The organism is Pseudomonas sp. LBUM1676 (assembly GCF_059695605.1).
In genome coordinates, this window is the sequence record NZ_CP166777.1 from 4,176,220 (window position 1) to 4,192,867 (window position 16,648).

General features: G+C 58.3%; 14 protein-coding genes and 2 pseudogenes. 5 read left to right on the top strand and 11 right to left on the bottom strand.

The genetic code is table 11. The features are described 5' to 3' along the window. Nucleotides 1–161: 161 nt before the first annotated feature. The 7 genes and pseudogenes from ACA041_RS19390 to ACA041_RS19420 form a co-directional block, all read right to left on the bottom strand. Nucleotides 162–1,601 (bottom strand): sulfatase-like hydrolase/transferase, encoded by a 1,440-nt coding sequence (locus ACA041_RS19390; RefSeq protein WP_497442121.1) that lies wholly within the window; start codon nt 1,599–1,601, stop codon nt 162–164. A gap of 20 nt (nt 1,602–1,621) precedes the next feature. Then, a pseudogene (locus ACA041_RS19395) lies at nt 1,622–2,007 on the bottom strand (OmpP1/FadL family transporter); the annotation flags it as partial. Further along, nucleotides 1,997–2,128: pseudogene (locus tag ACA041_RS19400) on the bottom strand (ISL3 family transposase); the annotation flags it as partial. The pseudogenes ACA041_RS19395 and ACA041_RS19400, both read right to left, overlap by 11 nt. Before the next feature lie 162 nt (nt 2,129–2,290). Continuing rightward, nucleotides 2,291–3,439 (bottom strand): L-threonine dehydrogenase, encoded by a 1,149-nt coding sequence (gene yiaY, locus ACA041_RS19405; protein ID WP_497435959.1) that lies wholly within the window; start codon nt 3,437–3,439, stop codon nt 2,291–2,293. A 329-nt stretch (nt 3,440–3,768) separates the two neighbouring features. Beyond that, nucleotides 3,769–4,365: an eCIS core domain-containing protein gene (locus ACA041_RS19410; RefSeq protein ID WP_497435962.1), complete on the bottom strand. Its 597-nt coding sequence runs from the start codon at nt 4,363–4,365 to the stop codon at nt 3,769–3,771. 148 nt (nt 4,366–4,513) lie between these two features. Further along, nucleotides 4,514–4,807, bottom strand: coding sequence for a hypothetical protein (locus ACA041_RS19415; protein ID WP_497435966.1), 294 nt, complete (start codon nt 4,805–4,807; stop codon nt 4,514–4,516). A gap of 51 nt (nt 4,808–4,858) precedes the next feature. Further along, entirely contained in the window at nt 4,859–5,599 is a 741-nt protein-coding gene (locus ACA041_RS19420) for a hypothetical protein (RefSeq protein ID WP_497435970.1), read from the bottom strand. A gap of 208 nt (nt 5,600–5,807) precedes the next feature. Here ACA041_RS19420 and ACA041_RS19425 point away from each other — a divergent pair, with 208 nt between their 5' ends. From ACA041_RS19425 to ACA041_RS19435, 3 genes are all read left to right on the top strand, one after another. Next, a complete protein-coding gene (locus ACA041_RS19425) occupies nt 5,808–7,898 on the top strand; it encodes a TonB-dependent siderophore receptor (RefSeq protein ID WP_497435973.1) in 2,091 nt (696 codons plus the stop codon). Nucleotides 7,899–7,913: 15 nt separating this feature from the next. Continuing rightward, nucleotides 7,914–8,636 carry a DUF4198 domain-containing protein gene (locus tag ACA041_RS19430; protein WP_497435977.1) on the top strand — a complete coding sequence of 241 codons (723 nt, stop codon included), beginning with the start codon at nt 7,914–7,916 and terminating at the stop codon, nt 8,634–8,636. 74 nt (nt 8,637–8,710) lie between these two features. Further along, entirely contained in the window at nt 8,711–8,986 is a 276-nt protein-coding gene (locus ACA041_RS19435; RefSeq protein ID WP_497435983.1) for a hypothetical protein, read from the top strand. Nucleotides 8,987–9,424: 438 nt separating this feature from the next. Here ACA041_RS19435 and ACA041_RS19440 read toward each other — a convergent pair whose 3' ends face one another. Then, the gene (locus ACA041_RS19440) at nt 9,425–10,273 is read right to left on the bottom strand and encodes a glycine betaine ABC transporter substrate-binding protein (protein WP_497442122.1); all 849 of its coding nucleotides are present in this window, start codon (nt 10,271–10,273) and stop codon (nt 9,425–9,427) included. A gap of 419 nt (nt 10,274–10,692) precedes the next feature. Here ACA041_RS19440 and ACA041_RS19445 point away from each other — a divergent pair, with 419 nt between their 5' ends. Beyond that, nucleotides 10,693–12,729: an oxidoreductase gene (locus tag ACA041_RS19445; RefSeq protein ID WP_497435987.1), complete on the top strand. Its 2,037-nt coding sequence runs from the start codon at nt 10,693–10,695 to the stop codon at nt 12,727–12,729. A gap of 54 nt (nt 12,730–12,783) precedes the next feature. Here ACA041_RS19445 and ACA041_RS19450 read toward each other — a convergent pair whose 3' ends face one another. The 3 genes from ACA041_RS19450 to ACA041_RS19460 form a co-directional block, all read right to left on the bottom strand. Beyond that, complete coding sequence (locus tag ACA041_RS19450; RefSeq protein WP_497435990.1) at nt 12,784–13,569, bottom strand: pyrroline-5-carboxylate reductase family protein; 786 nt, start codon at nt 13,567–13,569, stop codon at nt 12,784–12,786. After that, complete coding sequence (locus tag ACA041_RS19455; protein ID WP_497435993.1) at nt 13,566–14,264, bottom strand: TetR/AcrR family transcriptional regulator; 699 nt, start codon at nt 14,262–14,264, stop codon at nt 13,566–13,568. Before ACA041_RS19455 ends, ACA041_RS19450 begins: the two co-directional genes overlap by 4 nt. A gap of 95 nt (nt 14,265–14,359) precedes the next feature. Next, nucleotides 14,360–15,280, bottom strand: coding sequence for an AraC family transcriptional regulator (locus tag ACA041_RS19460; RefSeq protein WP_497435996.1), 921 nt, complete (start codon nt 15,278–15,280; stop codon nt 14,360–14,362). Between the two features lie 265 nt (nt 15,281–15,545). Between ACA041_RS19460 and ACA041_RS19465 the strand changes: the two genes are divergently transcribed. Then, on the top strand, nt 15,546–16,568 hold the full coding sequence (locus ACA041_RS19465) for an alpha/beta hydrolase (RefSeq protein WP_497436000.1): 1,023 nt from the start codon (nt 15,546–15,548) through the stop codon (nt 16,566–16,568). Nucleotides 16,569–16,648 lie beyond the last annotated feature (80 nt).

Below are 16,648 nucleotides of genomic sequence, written 5' to 3' on the forward strand. Positions count from 1 at the left end.
ACACCGAGACTCGTTGGCGTGCCTACCCCTCATGCAGAAGAATCGCTTCTGCATGAGGGGTGCAACTTCTGACGCAGGGTTTGCAGCCAGATCTTCGCCCCCCGTCGGCGCCAGATCCTCCGCTCACAGCGAAGTGGCGGGCTACGCGACAATCAAGGACCTCAAGGCGCCATCGTCTGCGCCGTCACTTCCCATCCCGCGTCGATGCCGCCGGGGAGCATCTGTCCACGGTCCTCGCCGACCTCTGTTTCAATGAGCCGATTGAGCTTCTCGTTCATGGCCATCACGAGTTCGCGATTCTGCTTGCCACTTGTTGCCAAGTTGTTCATCTCGAGCGGGTCGTCTTGCAGGTCGTACAACTCGACGTCGTTGAACCGGTAAATATCTTCCAGGGATGTCGGCTGATTGTGCTCCTTGGGCGAGAAATAGCGGGCGAACACGTAGCGTCCATCGTAGACCGAGCGCACTGCCCCGCGCTTTTTCATGTCCGGGACGATGCCGGCACTCTTGAGCTGGTCCTGTTTGCCTCCCTGTTGCATGTACTCCATGGCCTTGTTGAGGAAGTCTCCATCCATGTAGGCAAACATGTTGTAGTTGAACAGCGCACCCTCCCTGACGGCGTTGAACTCGGCCTTTTCCGGAGCTGCCAGCAAGCCGGACAGATCCTTGCCGGGGAGTCCTTTGACGATAGCCGCCCGCTTGTCAGACGGCGTGCCGGTCAGGCCGACCAGCGTCGTTGCGATGTCGACGTGCGAGGTGACGGCCCGGCACTCCTTGCCGCCCGTGAAGGCCGGGTGGACGATGAGCAGTGGAACGTTATTCTGCTCTCGGTACGCCACCGCGCCTTTGGCGTGAAGCTGATGTGCGCCGTCCATATCGCCGTGGTCCGCGGTGAGAACAATGATCGTGCGCTCGCTCAGCCCCGAAGCGTCAAGTTCAGCAAGTAGCGCAGCGATATTGCGGTCGACGTCGCGCAGGCAATTCAAGTAGTAGTTGTGCCGCCGACGCCAACGCGCTTCTTCGCTCGGTATGGAACCCACCAGAGCGTCATGCGAGCGCAGGAAATCACGGTGGGCAGGTGGGCGGCCCGGAGCGTCAAGCGGCTGCGAATGATTGGGTGCAAGTTTGAAGTCCCACTGTTGGTCATACAGCGGATCGAGCGGATCGCGCGCCACCTGCATGATGCCGCGCTTTGCCTGGATCACGGTGCCCGGCCCATCGGTGTCGTAGTACATCACATCGTGCGGGTTCACCAGGTTGACCGCGAGGAACCACGGCTTGCCTTGCGCCGCCAGTTCGCGCCCCTTACCGCGCAGCCAGCTGCTGCCCATGGCGGTAATGATGCCGTCATGGAGGTAGCCGCCCTGGGTATGGGCGATGATGTCGCCGATACCGAAGTAGTCGGAGAAGCCGTAGGCCTCCATTTCCTTGGTGAAAATTTTGGTCGGAGTGTCGAGCTGGTTGGCGGTCTCGAACTCCTTGGTCAGATGCCATTTGCCTTTGTACGCGGTGTAGTAACCCGCCCCACGCAACATGTCCCCGATGGTTGGAATCTCGGTCGACATGCTTTCGATCCATGGGAAATTCGTGTTATCGAACATCCTCGTATGCTGGTTGCCCAGTGCATCGGTGTCTACCTCCACCCCGATCTTGCCGAACTCGCTCCAGTCCTGCCAGCCTACGCTGCTCAGTAATGTCCATTGCGGATCGAGTTGGTAAGACACGCTGGCCAACACCGTTTGCGGCACCGTCATGTCTAGGCTCAAGCCTTGCGCATCGAGCTGGTTCAGTCCCAGCCTCAGCACTGGATTGGAGATATTCTTGAGTTCAGCCTGATCTTCAAATTCGAGTTTGGTCTTGCTCGTATAGGCCAGGCCAAGCTTGGTCCGCTCATTGAGGTTTATAGAGCAGTCCGATATTGAAGCCGACGCCCCAGTCGGCGTCCTTGTAGCGCAGTTGCCCATCGGGAGTATTGAGCTGGCCCAGGACATTGTTATTGACGGCCACCACAGGAAGGGAATCTGATGCTGTGGGGAATCATGTCGATCTGTAGCGCGTCACCATCGGGCTTGATCGTGACGACAGAAAAGCCCTCCCAACAAGGAAGGAAAGTATTAATATCGCGCATAAGAACGCCGGTTTGTTAGATGTGTTTGCTCGCACGAACATCATCAATCAAATCGGCGTTTTTGTTTCTGTGTTTCCCGGGATTCCGTGAAGAACCAAAAAAAAGCCCCGCACTTCAACCGAAGGCGGGGCTTTTGATCTGGCTGGCGTTACTTCACATCGGTTACATCGCGGTATGGAAAATCTGCTCGATCTCGTCCTGATTGGCAGGACGCGGATTGGTAAAACCGCAGGCATCCTTCATGGCATTGGTTGCCAGGATCGGGATATCGTCGGCCTTGGCGCCCAGTTCCGCGAGGCCGCTGGGAATACCGACATCCGAAGACAGTTTACGGATGGCGGTGATGGCCGCGGCGGCGCCCTGTTCCGCATCCAGCTGCTGAGTGTCGACTCCCATTGCGTTGGCGATGTCTTTAAACCGGGCCGGGCATACGCTGGCGTTGAAGCTGGCGACATGCGGCAGCAGGATCGCATTACAGACACCGTGGGGTAGGTCGTAGAAGCCACCCAGTTGGTGCGCCATGGCGTGGACGTAGCCCAGCGAAGCATTGTTGAACGCCATGCCCGCAAGAAATTGCGCGTAGGCCATGTTTTCCCGGGCGCTCATGTCGTCACCCTGGGCAACGGCAGTGCGCAGGTTGGCCGAGATCAATTCCACGGCCTTGAGTGCACAGGCATCGGTGATCGGCGTTGCCGCAGTCGACACGTAGGCTTCGATGGCGTGGGTCAACGCGTCCATGCCGGTGGCGGCGGTCAGGCCTTTGGGCATGCCTGCCATCAGCGAAGGATCGTTGACCGACAACAGTGGGGTGACGTTACGGTCGACGATGGCCATTTTCACGTGCCGGACTTCGTCGGTAATGATGCAAAAACGGGTCATTTCACTCGCCGTGCCAGCGGTGGTATTGATCGCGATCAACGGCATCTGTGGTTTGGCGGACTGATCCACGCCTTCGTAATCACTGATGTGCCCGCCGTTGGCGGCGCACAGGGCAATGCCCTTGGCACAGTCATGGGGTGAACCGCCGCCCAGGGAAATAATGAAATCACAGTCACTGCGACCAAGCAGCTCAAGGCCTTTTTCGACATTACTGACCGTCGGATTCGGTTTGGCGCCATCAAACAGGGTGGAGTTGATGTCCTGCTGGGCCAGGAGGCTGGCTACCTTGGCGGCCACGCCGGCTTTGGCCAGGCCGGCATCAGTGACGATCAAGGCTTTACGGAAACCATATTTGCGGATGGCGAGCATCGCTTCGTCGAGACTGCCAATGCCCATCATGTTCACGGATGGAATGAAGAAGGTGCTGCTCATGATAAATTCTCTCTTATTCTGCAAACCCGGAAATCAGGTGAGGTCTTCTACTCATATCGCAGGCTGTGAGGCTCGTCTGGTTGTCATCGTTGACGAAGTTCAGCGGGGGACGTTGCTGCATCAAGTGTTCAGGCGAACAGTGTTTTAAGATGCAGAGGTGGATGGGCCATCGCAGCCAGTATCTTTCGATCATGGGATTTACCCTAAACCTATGACGCCAGACTGGAATGGTCCTTTAGCTTTCATTGGCACCTCCTTTAGTACTGGGAGGTCATGCGCCCGCTGCGGCTACTCGTTTCCCAGCTTGATGAATTACCGCGCTGCGGCAATCAGTCACTCCCTTCCCGCACCCACCGCCTGACCTCGACCTGGATGGCATAAGCCGGCGCCTCCACAGCATTGAAATCCTGTGTATAGCGCCGGGCAAATCCTTCCACCCCCCATTCCTGATACTGCTGCACATGCTTGAGTTCGTGAGCCCAGAGTGTGATGTCCTGTTCTGCGGTTTGAGCATCCCGGAACAGGATGATATCGATCAGCGTCACGGCACCGACATCGGGGTTTTGCAGCATGGCAGTGGCGGCGCTGAATTGGCCGTTGTCGCTGACTTTGTAGCGCGCAGCATCGAGGACGCCGGGGTCGTACCAGCGCAGCAGTTGCTCACGAATGTGCGGTGGAATGGGTTGGGTGCCGGCGTTGGCGGCTTCAGCGCGGGCTTGGGTCAGCCACAGCGCCAGGGCAGGTGCCGCGATCTGGTAGAGGCCATCAGGCAGCGGGCCGAGCAGCGGCCCCAGGTCTGGCAGGCAGATGCAGCCGTCCAGGCACAGTTGTTTCTCGCCAGCCGGGCAAGCGTTGTTCTGCGCTGGCACTTCGAGCGTCAGGCAAAGAACAGACAGCGCCAGCAGGCGCGTGGTGATGGGCGGCATTGGCGCTCCAAATCTTGAAATACCGACACGCGATACCGATATTTTGAAAAATTCGCTACCCGTTTTGCGATGAGGATGACTGCCGTCGATGTGGCAGCCGCACGCGTGCCCCGTGCTTATAGGTCGGACCGTACGCGCGAATTCGCATTTATCTGTTCTTCAGCAAGTCTTCGATCAGTCTTTCCGTCGCACACATTTCACCAAGAAACTTCTGATCATAATGACTGGAGGTTTCCAGATAGCCTCTCGAGCAATTTAACAGTCCCTTCAAGTTCGCCTCCAGCTTCTGCTCTGAACCAGTACCGAATAATGCCAAGACCAATTCGTAGCGCCTCATGAAATCAGCCACTACGTCCTCGTCAGAGGCCACGAGTTTGTCTCGCATAGCAGCGATAGCTTTTTCGATTTGCTGGTACAAACCCGACAAACTCTCGTTCTGCACCTTCATCTCCCGCTGGATTACAAAAAGACACTTGCGTCTGATTTACGATCTTCAGCTGTAATCGAATGTGAACAATACCAACCCCTCGACAGGTTCATAAAACATTACGATAAGGTCTGCGCCAGCGGTTCGGTAATGCCAGCCCGGTACGCTCGCCACGTGGAAGAAACGGTTACCGGCCGGGCTCAAGGGATAGACGTTCGAGTCACCCCGGTCGGCGTCAAGTTCAACGATGTGCATGGGGAACTCAACCGTTTCCACCCAGTTCGCCCCGCCGTCGACATCACCGCCCAACTGCTGCACAAACTCCACGGGATGATGGGCATCCCAATCCAGGCGGGCCAGAATCCCGCTGCTTTGGAACCAGTCAGACGCGGCGGCGAAGGCGATATCCTGTTCGGCGTAATGTCGCTCCAGATCGGCTCTGGCGCCTGGATGAGGATCGGCCAGATCCGCGTTGCCTTCATGAAGAAAGAAGTATCGCGGGTCACCGCAAAGTCGATAGCGTCCTTGTTCGACACTGAATCCGATCCAGTTCGTTTTCAACAGGTCGCCGTGATACCCGTCCCATTCAGTCAATTCGCCTACGAGAGACTCATACGGCTCCAGCGGGCTGAGCATGTGCAGCACGCCCGACCATTGCGGGTTCAACGTGCTGATATCGATGCTGAACAATGGGTGCAGATGTTTGGCCAACTCCATTTGATCAGCCACGAAAACGTCTTCGACGCTGGGGAACGGCACCATGCCTTGAGGGGGCTTGGTGAAGTCCGGCGCGTGATCGTCGCTCATTCGATTTATTCCTTTATCGATCTTGAAAGTGGCGAGTCTGCCGCTACAGGCCAGCGGCGGCCACCATTCTCAAGTCTTGGCCGCCCGCTTGGCAAGCCTCCGTAGGACGGGGCGAAGCGGATCAGGCGGCCGACGCAATCCTGCGACAACAGTAGTGTCTCCCGATTGAATAATGTTATGTTATTACATAATCAACGGAGACCCCATTTTGAAGCACTACGCGCCGCTGCTGGCAGGACTCACACTCGCGCTATTCGAACCACCGCTATCAGCGGCAGAAACCCTGGTACTGGACGAGCTCTCGATCACCGATTCATTTGCCGAGGAACGCGCCGATGGCCCCGTGCACGGCTATCGCGCCACCCGCTCGGCCACGGCCACCCGCACCGATAAGGATATCCGTGACACCCCGCAGAGCATCGACGTCGTGCCCGCCCAGGTGATCCAGGACCTCAATACCTCCCGCATCGACCGCGCCCTGGATTTCGCCGGTGGCGTAGCGCGCCAGAACAACTTCGGCGGCCTGACCTTCCTCAACTACAGCGTGCGTGGCTTCACCACGGGCGAGTTGTACAAGAACGGCTTCGCCATCAACCGTGGCAGCTACAGCTCGCCGGACACTTCCAGCATCGAGCGCATCGAAGTACTCAAGGGACCGGCCGCCAGTCTCTACGGTCGCGGCGACCCCGGTGGCCTGGTCAACATCGTCACCAAACGCCCACAGCCCGAAGCCTTCAGCACCCTGAATTTGAGCGCTGGCACCTGGGATCGCTATCGCAGCAATCTGGACGTCAACGCCCCGCTCGACAGCGAGGGCAATGTGTTGGCGCGGGTCAACCTGGCGGTCGAGGATAACGGCAGCTTCCGCGACCACGTCGACAGCGAACGACGCATCGTCAGCCCGTTGCTCAGCTGGCAGATTTCGCCGGATACCCGGCTGATGCTGGACACCGAGGTTTCCCGCACCGAATCGGTGTTCGACCGGGGCATTCCTGCGGTCAATGGTGAACTGGGGTCGGTCAAGCGCTCGACCTTCGTCGGCGAGCCCAACGATGGCCAGATCCGCAACGACAACCAGACCATCGACCTGGCGCTGGAGCACTACCTGAGCGAAGACTGGAAGCTGCGCCTGGCCAACCACTACACCCAAGGCACGCTCAAGGGCGCGAGCTCGGAGCCCCAAGCCCTGGTCGGCACGACCATCAGCCGTTTCTACCGCGAGCGTGATTTCGAGTGGAACGACAGCATCACCCAGGCCGAGCTGCACGCAAACTTCGAGCTCGGCGGTTGGCAACATCAGACGCTAACGGGGCTGGAATACGAGAACTACCGCAACAGCCAGAAGTATCCCCAGAGTGCCACGCTGCTGAGCTATGGCCTGGACATTTATAACCCGGTGTACGGTCAGCCCAAGCCGGCCCTGACCCGTGCCAACGATTTCCACGAGCACACTGAGAGCTACGCCCTCAACCTCCAGGACCAGATCACGTTTACCGAACGCCTGCGTGGGCTGATCGGCGTGCGTCTGGAGCGCGTCGAGCAGACCTCGCTGAACCGCACCACCGGCCTCGTCAACAGCCAGGAAAAGGACGTCGCCACGCCACGCATCGGCCTGCTCTATCAACTGACGCCGCAGGTCGGCGTGTTCGCCAACGCCTCCACCTCGTTCAAGCCCAACACCGTCGGCACCCAGGGCCAGGTGTACAAGCCTGAAAAGGGCCTGGGTTATGAGAGCGGCCTGAAACTCGACCTCTTTGACAGCCGCATCGGGGCGACCATCGCCCTGTTCCACATCGACAAGGAAAACGTCATCACCACCGACGCCCTGGGCGACAGCGTGGCCGCAGGCAAAGCCCGCAGCCAGGGACTGGACTTGCAGTTCAGCGGCCAGGTCAGCGATGCCCTGCGTGTCATCGGCGCCTACGCCTATATCGATGCCGAAGTGACCAAGGGCGACGCGACCATCGCCAAAGGCAGCGACCTGCTCGGCATCGCCCGGAACAGCGGCAGCCTGATGGCCGTGCACGAGTTCCAGAACGGCGCGCTGCGGGGCTCGGATATCGGCGGCGCCGTGAGCTACGTGGGCGAGCGCTCGGGCCAGACCGGCAGCGATTTCACCCTCCCCGCGTACAGCACCGTCGACCTGCTCGGCCATTACAAAGCCAGCGAGGAAATCACGGTCGGGCTGAACCTCAACAACCTGTTCAATCGCAAGTACTACGAACGCTCCTACAACAGCGCCTGGGTCACGCCGGGCGATCCGCGCAACCTCAGCGTCAGCCTGACCCTCAACCTCTGATCGAAAGGACTCACCATGCAATCGTCACTGAACATCGCCGCCGCACTGGCGCTCGTCATGACCACCCAGGCCGGCGCCCACGGCCTGTGGACCGAAGAACGCCGTGGCAACATCGAGGTGGTGTACGGCCATGGCGCCGAAGACGGCCCCTTCAAGGCCGAGAAGATCAAAGGCGGGTGGGCCTTTGATGTGACCGGCAAAATGATCCCCGTGGGTGTCCAGCGCCTGGCCGACCACGCCCGCCTGCAACCGCTGCGTCCACCGGCGGTCATGGCGGTGTTACTGGACAACGGCCCCTGGTCGCAGACCCCGGACAAGCGCTGGGTCAATCAAGACCATACCCAGGTGCCGAACGCCATCGCCTCGACCCACAGTTTCAAGTACAGCCTGGCGATCTATCAGCAAGGCGCGCGCCTGCCAAAGCTGGACATGTTGCGCCTGGCGATCATCCCTCAGAGCGACCCGCTGAAGATCGGCGCTGGCAAGGAACTGCAAGTGCAGGTGCTGGTTGACGGCAGGCCTGCGGCCGAGATTGAGCTCTATGGCGACTACCGCAGTGCCCCCCATGAAATCAGCGCCAAGACCGACAAGGACGGCCGCGCCCGGATCAAGGTACGCAACGAAGGCCTGAATATCATCGCCGCCCAAGCCACGCTGCCGATGCCCAAAGGTGCGCCGGTGGACAAGCAGAGCTTGTTCGGCTCGCTGACTTTCCTTGGTGAGCCGCACCACGAATAGACTCTGCGGCGCAGCCATTGGCTCAGGCCTTGCATTTGAAGGTAAATGGGTGGAATCGAGAAACGAGGTGATCCATGGCGCTGGACCCGGCAGTGACGCTTTCCATGGCTGTATTGGCAGCGCCCGCGATGGTGATGACGGCGTTAGCGGCCAGCGCAGTTGCCACATCGACAACGATTACAGCGATGGGCATTGCGCAGAGCCTTACCCAGGACATGGATCTTCTGGATTACGTGGCATCGGCATCACTTCATGTGATGCTGCTGGCGCTTATGCATACAGGCAGCCTGGCGGCGATCACGGAGCTGATGCAGCACGTGAACCTGGTGATGATCATGGCTGCGCTATAGGCGCCAGCCACCCCCAACGTTGGGTTCTTCTGGGCCCCGAAGCCGGTATTGAGCACTGAACATCACGCTGAACATGCGTCACTGATAGATGCCTTTGGATTGGCGAAGCAGGACGTTTGCATCCTGCTCACTTCTGCGCAAGGGAAGCATTTACCCGCTTTTAAAGCTGCGGTTCTGACTTGCCGAATGTCTGGTCAACCCTTGGATTTTCGCGGCGGCGTTTTCACAATTACGCATCTTTCCCAGATTAGCCGCACTGCGCCTGTCGCGGCCCTCCCTGCGCCTGCACTTGATTACTCACGTCATCAATGCTGACGCAGCCGAAGGGTTTGCGGTACCTGTAAAACAGCGCTGCTGCAGGGCACGGTTGAGTCCATCGCCAGCAAGCCGGCTCCTACAGGGCGCCAGGCTGCAAATGGCTACGAACAGCCATGGCCATTACTGACCCGCGGTAGCGGATGCGGTTTGACTGCCAAACATGGCTTCGAAGCGTGGCTTGTTGGCTGCGTAATATTCAGCGACCACCTTGTCCGCCGAGCTTTCACGCGCAGCGAACATCAGTTTTTCAAGGTCAGCTTGAGGAATTTTGAAGTTGGCGAAGAATCGGGCAACGTCCGCATGCTCGGCGCTAAAACCTTTGCGGGCAACCGCATGGATTTGCTCGGCGCCACCGAAGATTTTCTTCGGATCATCCAGATAGCGCAGTGGCCACTTCGAGAACATCCAGTGCGGGCTCCAGGCGTTCACCAAAGACCATTTGTCGCGCTTCAGATTACGATCCAGCTCGCTCAACATTCCAGATTCAGAGGAGGCGACCATCTTGTAGCCTTCGAGCTTGTATTCCTTGATTGCCTTTTCCGTCAGCTTGTATTGGCCGTTACCGACTTCGGACGTCAGGATCTTGCCGCCGAGTTTTTCCCTCACCTCTGGCTTGTTGAGATCTTCGACACTGGCGATCTCGCTGACAGGTATGGAAGTAGGCACAGCCATGCCGATCCGCCCTTCATAAAGTACGCCGAGATCTTCCAGCTTGTCGCGGTACTTGTCGTAGAACGCCTTGTGGGTACTCGGCAGCCACACCATCGGGATCAGATCGATGTTGCCGTTGGCCAGCGCTTGAAACTGGATACCAATGTCCGCCAGAACCAATTTGACCGGTTGCTTCAGATGATCTTGCAGTGCGGTATTTGCCAGCTTTCCAGCGATTTCAGTGTCCGACCAATTCACCCAGCCGATACGGATAGGCGCAGGGTCTTCGGCGTGCGCAACCAGACTGCAGGTGGCCATCGCCGCCGCCGCGAGCCAGCCGACAAAATTTTTACCGGATAACGTGTGACTGATCATGGTGCATCTCCGCGTACTGTTTTAGTGGTTATTGGCAGGGCAGCAGAAGAATCAAACTTGCTCGATGTGGCAGCCAATGAGAGCGCTATCACAAGGGATTTACCTTATTTCCAGACGACGTTCAGCCATGCGAAAAAATTCCTTCGCATAGTCGGATAGTTCGGCCCTCCTCCGCCTTCTGGCGCAACTCATGTCATGTTCCGGTTGCGCTGCACGGGCGCATGTTTTGACGGATGTTAATCCTGGTTTTTTGCTGACGCAAGCAAAATGTACACCTGTGTCGCAGTCGTTGACACACATGAACATTCGACATACTGTCATGTCAAAACCAAGCCTGCCGTTCTGTTCGAGGAGCGCAACACATGTCCAGCGATCCCTTGCTGCAACCCTATAAAATCAAGAACCTGACGCTACGAAATCGCATCATGACCACCTCGCACGAACCGGCTTACCCGGTCGACGGCATGCCGAAGGAGCTTTATCGGGCCTATCACGTCGAGCGTGCCAAGGCAGGCGTGGCATTGACCATGACCGCAGGCTCCGCCGCGGTGTCACGCGACAGCCCGCCAGTGTTCAACAACATCCTGGCTTACAAGGACGAAGTGGTCGGATGGATGAAGGATCTGACTGATGAGTGCCATGAACATGGCGCTGCCGTGATGATTCAGCTGACCCATCTGGGTCGCCGCACCCGCTGGGACAAAGCCGACTGGCTGCCTGTGGTATCGCCGTCTCATCGTCGCGAGGCGTCGCACCGATCCTTCCCCAAGAAGATGGAAGAGTGGGATATCGACCGGATCATCAAAGACTACGTCGATGCCGCCGAGCGCATGAAAGCTGCGGGCCTCGACGGTCTGGAGCTCCAGGCCTACGGCCATTTGATGGATCAATTCTGGTCACCGCTGACCAACGATCTAGAGGGCCCCTACGGCGGCTCCCTGGACAATCGGTTGCGTTTTACCTTCGATATTTTGCGAGGCATCCGCAAACAATGCGGTGAGAACTTTCTGCTGGGTGTGCGCTACACCGGGGATGAGGATCTGCCAGGTGGATTCGGGGCAGAGGAAGGTATCGCGATTTCGCACAGGCTCAAGGACAGCGGCCTGGTTGATTTCCTTAACGTGGTGCGCGGGCACATCGACACCGATGCAGGCCTGACCGATGTGATTCCAATCCAGGGCATGCGCAACTCTCCTCACCTGGATTTCGCCGGTGAAATCCGCGCGGCGACCGGCTTCCCGACCTTCCACGCCGCCAAGATTCCCGACGTCGCCACCGCGCGGCATGCCATCGCCTCCGGCAAGATCGACATGGTCGGCATGACTCGCGCGCACATGACCGACCCGCACATCGTGCGCAAGATCATCGAAAAGCGTGAAGAAGAGATCCGCCCGTGTGTGGGGGCAAACTACTGCCTGGACCGCATCTATCAGGGCGGCGCGGCGTATTGCATCCACAATGCCGCGACCGGGCGCGAAACCACCATGCCCCACGAAATCCCCAAGGCGCCTGCCAGGCGCAAAGTGGTTGTGATCGGAACCGGTCCGGCAGGCCTGGAAGCCGCACGCGTCGCCGGTGAACGTGGCCATGAGGTAACGGTGTTCGAAGCCGCTGACCAGCCCGGCGGGCAGATTCGATTGACGTCTCTGAGCGAGCGCCGCCGCGAGATGATCAGCATCATCGACTGGCGCATGGTGCAATGCGAACGCCTCGGGGTGAAATTCCACTTCAACACCTGGGCCGAGGCCGACACGGTGCTGGCTGAAAATCCGGATGTGGTGATCGTTGCCACCGGCGGCTTGCCCCACACCGAGGTGCTCAAACAGGGCAATGAGCTGGTGGTATCAACCTGGGACATTATTTCTGGCGACGTCAAGCCCGGCAAGAACGTGCTGATCTTCGACGACGCCGGCGACCATGCGGCGTTGCAGGCTGCGGAAGTCATCGCCAACAGTGGCGCAACGCTGGAGATCGTTACACCTGATCGGGCCTTTTCGCCGGAGGTGATGGCGATGAACCTGGTGCCTTATATGCGCAGCCTGCAAGACCTGGACGTGACCTTCACCGTGACGTATCGGGTCGAGTCCGTAGAGAAGCGCGACGGTCGGCTGATGGTCAGCTTCGGCAGCGATTATGGCCGGGTGAACAAGCAGAGAGTGGTCGATCAGGTCGTGATCAACCATGGCACCCTGCCCCTGGACGATTTGTACTTCGATCTGCGTCCCCATTCGAGCAATGGCGGCGCGGTCGAGCAGCACAATCTGATCGCTGGAAAAACCCAGAACCTCGTCACCCACCCGGAAGGCCGTTTTCAATTGTTCCGAATCGGGGATGCCGTCTCGGCGCGCAATACCCATGCCGCCATCTACGATGCGCTGCGGCTTCTGAAAGACATCTGAGACGCTGGAGTACCTCGGCTGCACAGCCCCCTCACGGGAGGGGGTTGCGGTTTGTCAGGATTGAAGCCCTTTACGGGCAACGGCGGCCCCCGCTTCCAACGCCTGGCCGATCTGCTCTTCAAAATGCCCATGGGTCATCGCTTGCAAAGCGGCGGTCGTCACACCACGGTAGGCAAGCAAGGTATCGATCATCTCCTGAGCATCGCGGCTGGCCAGTAACTGACTGCTATTGACCACGACATTCTTCGCGGCGAGTTGCGCTATATCGGCAGGGATCCCGGCAACAATCGCCTGATTGGCCAGCGCCGTCATTAACAAGGCAGGAAAGGCAGGGCCGGTGCCCGAGAGAGCAGACAGATAATCGATGCTGCCTTCTTCCTGAACCTCGGCTGCAGTGCCGACGCATTCGAATAAACGCTGCACGAGGCTCTTCGTCGCGGCATCGATCTCTCCAAAACAATACCAGGGCGTAAAGGACTGCTCTATTTCCACGGCCGCATTGGGCATCGCCCGCACCACTGCCGATGCCGACGTCTGCGCAGCAATAGCCTGCGCCGAAATGCCGGCCATCAGAGATATGAGGGTCTTGCCGGTGGCATCGATGTCCAGGCTGGCGAAATGCTCAGGTCGTACTGCAAGAATGACCAGGTCGCTGCGATCCACCAATGCCTGGTTATCCGTGACCAGGTGAGCGCCCTGCTGCGCCAGCGGGTGGCTGCCGGACCGGTTCGATATGAGCAGATGATCCGCTGGGAACAATGCTTTGGCCAGCACTGCTGTTGCGATCGATCCACCTAACCAGCCCGTTCCTCCGATGACACCCAGGGTCTGATGGGTCATTTCGCCGACTCCTCAAAGGTGTCCGTCAAAGGGACGAACAACCCGGGTTCTGTCTCGGCGTAACCGAACTTCCCGTAAAACCGATCCAGCTCGCGCTGTTTAGGAACCTTCCCGGTAAAAATACTCACGTAATGAGGGATACGTTCGAAACGCACGGTGATTTCCTCACTGGTGTTCATGGTGATGTAGCCAATCTGGGTCAGATAAATCGTTCGGGCCCGTGCATCAGCGCCATGGCTGTCATAGCCGAAGCGCTTGAACATGCTGGCCAAAGCGCTCATCCGTTGCTCGTCGACAACAGCGACTTCTGCCGCCACCTCATTTGACTGAAGTGCCCAGCTGCGGACTGCGAACTCGAATTGCGAGTCGAAAAGTTGTGGATTGAGCCAACATTCGAAGACATTCAGGATCGCCTCGGAAATGCTTTCCGCATAGCTTTCGCACTGCCGGATCAGTCCACCGGTATTGGTGTCTCGCCAGCGGGTCAGCAAGGCGGCAAGCAACTGTTCGCGATCTTCAAAGAACCAGTAGAAGCTGGTTCGTGACAAGCCAAGGCGCTTGGCCAGCGGCATGACCCGAACGGCATCGATACCCGACTCCTTCAAAGCATCATAGGCGGCCTCCAGCCACCCCTCGGGCGACCCGCGCCAACCTGTATCCGGGGCCTTGCCACGTACCTTCCCTAACTGGGACATCTCGACTTACCTTTGTTCAAAATGCGTAAGCCGAATGTACTCTGATGACCCTTAAATGTACACCTGGGTACATTTGGTTGACTTACCAACATCCACTATTTGGCGTGGCCACGCAACACGGCAATATCCCGTTTGGGAGCAACCCCAAACAGACGGCTGTATTCACGACTGAACTGGGACGGGCTTTCATATCCAACGTTGAAAGCCGCACTGGATACGCCCTGGTGTTCGTTGAGCATCAACCGCCTCGCCTCGTTCAGGCGCAGCCATTTCTGGTATTGCAAGGGGCTCATTGCGGTGAGTTGCCTGAAGTGATGGTGAAAGGTCGGAGTACTCATCTGCACCCGGGCCGCAAGTTCATCGACGCGAAGTGCCGAGGTGTAATTCAACTTCAACCAATCGATGGCTTTGGCGATCCGATAACCTTGGCCATCGACAGAGGTTATTTGTCGAAGCCGGCCCGCCTGATCACTCTGCAAGAGACGGTAGTGAATCTCGCGCTGTATCAGTGGGGCAAGCACAGGGATGGACTCCGGCTCATCGAGCAGAGCCAGTAAGCGCTCGAATGACGCCAGCATTGCAGGGGTCACCACACCAATTCCTACCCCCTTCGCAACTGCACGATCACGGGTTGGCGGCAGGTCACTCTGCGCTATCAGCTCAGCCAGCATGCGCAGGTCGAGCTTCAACGTCAGCCCCAGGCATGGCTGTTCCGGGCTGGCCGCCAGCACTTCTGAATTGGCAGGCAAGTCCAGGGAGGTGATCAGAAATCGCGAAGTGTCATACGGGTAGCCTACGCCACCTACCCAGAGCTGTTTCTCCCCCCGGGCGACGAGAATGATACTTGGCTCGACCATGCAGACCACGGGCGGTGATGGATGTTCGCGTCTGAAAAAACCGAGGCCCGTAATGGGCGTTGCGTAATCACCTGGTTTGGAGACCTGCGCGCCGATGATCCGCGCTAGCGTTTCCTGTGGCGATGCCCGTTGAGAAGCAGAGTCGTGTTTGATCGTCATGTTCGTCTTGCACCTCTTCGCTGAACTCTAACCCGGCAGCACACGACCGTCCTGCAAAAAAAACGAGACTCATAGGATCAGGCAAATAATCCAGTGCAATGCACTACAGGGAGTCTGGGAAGAACCGGAGAATGTTATTCGACAAACCCATTGAGGCAACTCCATGACGTCAAGTATCGCTGTGTGATCGCCCCCCCCACCCTGGCTGACAGAACGCTTGTACAAAAACTCCAGCCCACAACTATTCAATCGAAAGGAAAATCCAGTGAAAGGAATTTTGCTTGCCATGGGGCTTCTCGTTACCTCTTTTTCTTCAATGGGAGCCGATATGTCGAACGGTGCGGACAACTTCTACAAAAGCGACAAGGTGACCGTAGAAAAGGTCACTTTCAAGAACCAATACGGTATGAAGGTGGCGGGCAACCTGTTCAAACAAAAAGACCTCGATCCTGAATCCAGGAGCGCCGCCATCATCGTTGGCCATCCCATGGGGGCGGTGAAGGAGCAGAGCGCAAACTTGTACGCCACCAAAATGGCCGAACAGGGATTTGTCACACTGTCCCTGGATCTGTCCTTCTGGGGCGAAAGCGAGGGCACCCCTCGCCATGCAGTCTCGCCAGATATCTACGCGGAAGACTTCAGTGCCGCTGTGGACTTTCTCGGCACTCTGCCGATTGTCGACCGTGAGCGAATCGGCGTCCTTGGCATCTGCGGCAGTGGCAGCTTCGCGATCAGTGCGGCGAAGATTGATCCGCGCATGAAAGCCATCGCCACCGTCAGCATGTACGACATGGGCGCGGCCAATCGTAACGGCCTCAAGCAGGGCGTAACGGCCGAACAACGCCAGCAGATCATTCGCGAAGCGAGCCAGCAGCGCCATGCAGAGTTCCAGGGCGGGGAAATCCGCTACACCGGTGGCACGCCGCTCAAACTGACCGGCAACGCCGTGGGTAACGAGTTCTACGATTTCTATCGCACGCCGCGCGGCGAAGTCACTCCGGCTGGCGCATCGGCGCAGACAACCACCATGCCGACGCAGACCAGCAACGTGAAGTTCATGAACTTCTATCCGTTCAATGACATCGAGACCATCTCCCCGCGCCCACTGCTGTTCATTGCCGGCGACCAGGCACACTCACGCGAGTTCAGTGAGGATGCCTACGAGCGAGCCGCCGAGCCTAAAGAGCTGCTCATCATTCCAGATGCCGGGCACGTGGATCTTTATGACCGGGTCAACCTCATCCCATTCGCCAAGTTGGCGACGTTCTTCAAAAGCAACCTGAAGTAGCCTGAACGGCGCCCAGGCCAGGCACCGTTTCACTCGTGGCCTCGTTCCGGGGCTGCGACGCTTCGCGCAATACAGGATTG

Bases quoted from the DNA above. Each gene is read 5' to 3' on its own strand.
- ACA041_RS19390 (WP_497442121.1), bottom strand. From the start codon at position 1,601: ATGTTCGATAACACGAATTTCCCATGGATCGAAAGCATGTCGACCGAG.
- yiaY (WP_497435959.1), bottom strand. From the start codon at position 3,439: ATGAGCAGCACCTTCTTCATTCCATCCGTGAACATGATGGGCATTGGC.
- ACA041_RS19410 (WP_497435962.1), bottom strand. From the start codon at position 4,365: ATGCCGCCCATCACCACGCGCCTGCTGGCGCTGTCTGTTCTTTGCCTG.
- ACA041_RS19420 (WP_497435970.1), bottom strand. From the start codon at position 5,599: ATGAGCGACGATCACGCGCCGGACTTCACCAAGCCCCCTCAAGGCATG.
- ACA041_RS19430 (WP_497435977.1), top strand. From the start codon at position 7,914: ATGCAATCGTCACTGAACATCGCCGCCGCACTGGCGCTCGTCATGACC.
- ACA041_RS19435 (WP_497435983.1), top strand. From the start codon at position 8,711: ATGGCGCTGGACCCGGCAGTGACGCTTTCCATGGCTGTATTGGCAGCG.
- ACA041_RS19440 (WP_497442122.1), bottom strand. From the start codon at position 10,273: ATGGCCACCTGCAGTCTGGTTGCGCACGCCGAAGACCCTGCGCCTATC.
- ACA041_RS19445 (WP_497435987.1), top strand. From the start codon at position 10,693: ATGTCCAGCGATCCCTTGCTGCAACCCTATAAAATCAAGAACCTGACG.
- ACA041_RS19450 (WP_497435990.1), bottom strand. From the start codon at position 13,569: ATGACCCATCAGACCCTGGGTGTCATCGGAGGAACGGGCTGGTTAGGT.
- ACA041_RS19455 (WP_497435993.1), bottom strand. From the start codon at position 14,264: ATGTCCCAGTTAGGGAAGGTACGTGGCAAGGCCCCGGATACAGGTTGG.
- ACA041_RS19460 (WP_497435996.1), bottom strand. From the start codon at position 15,280: ATGACGATCAAACACGACTCTGCTTCTCAACGGGCATCGCCACAGGAA.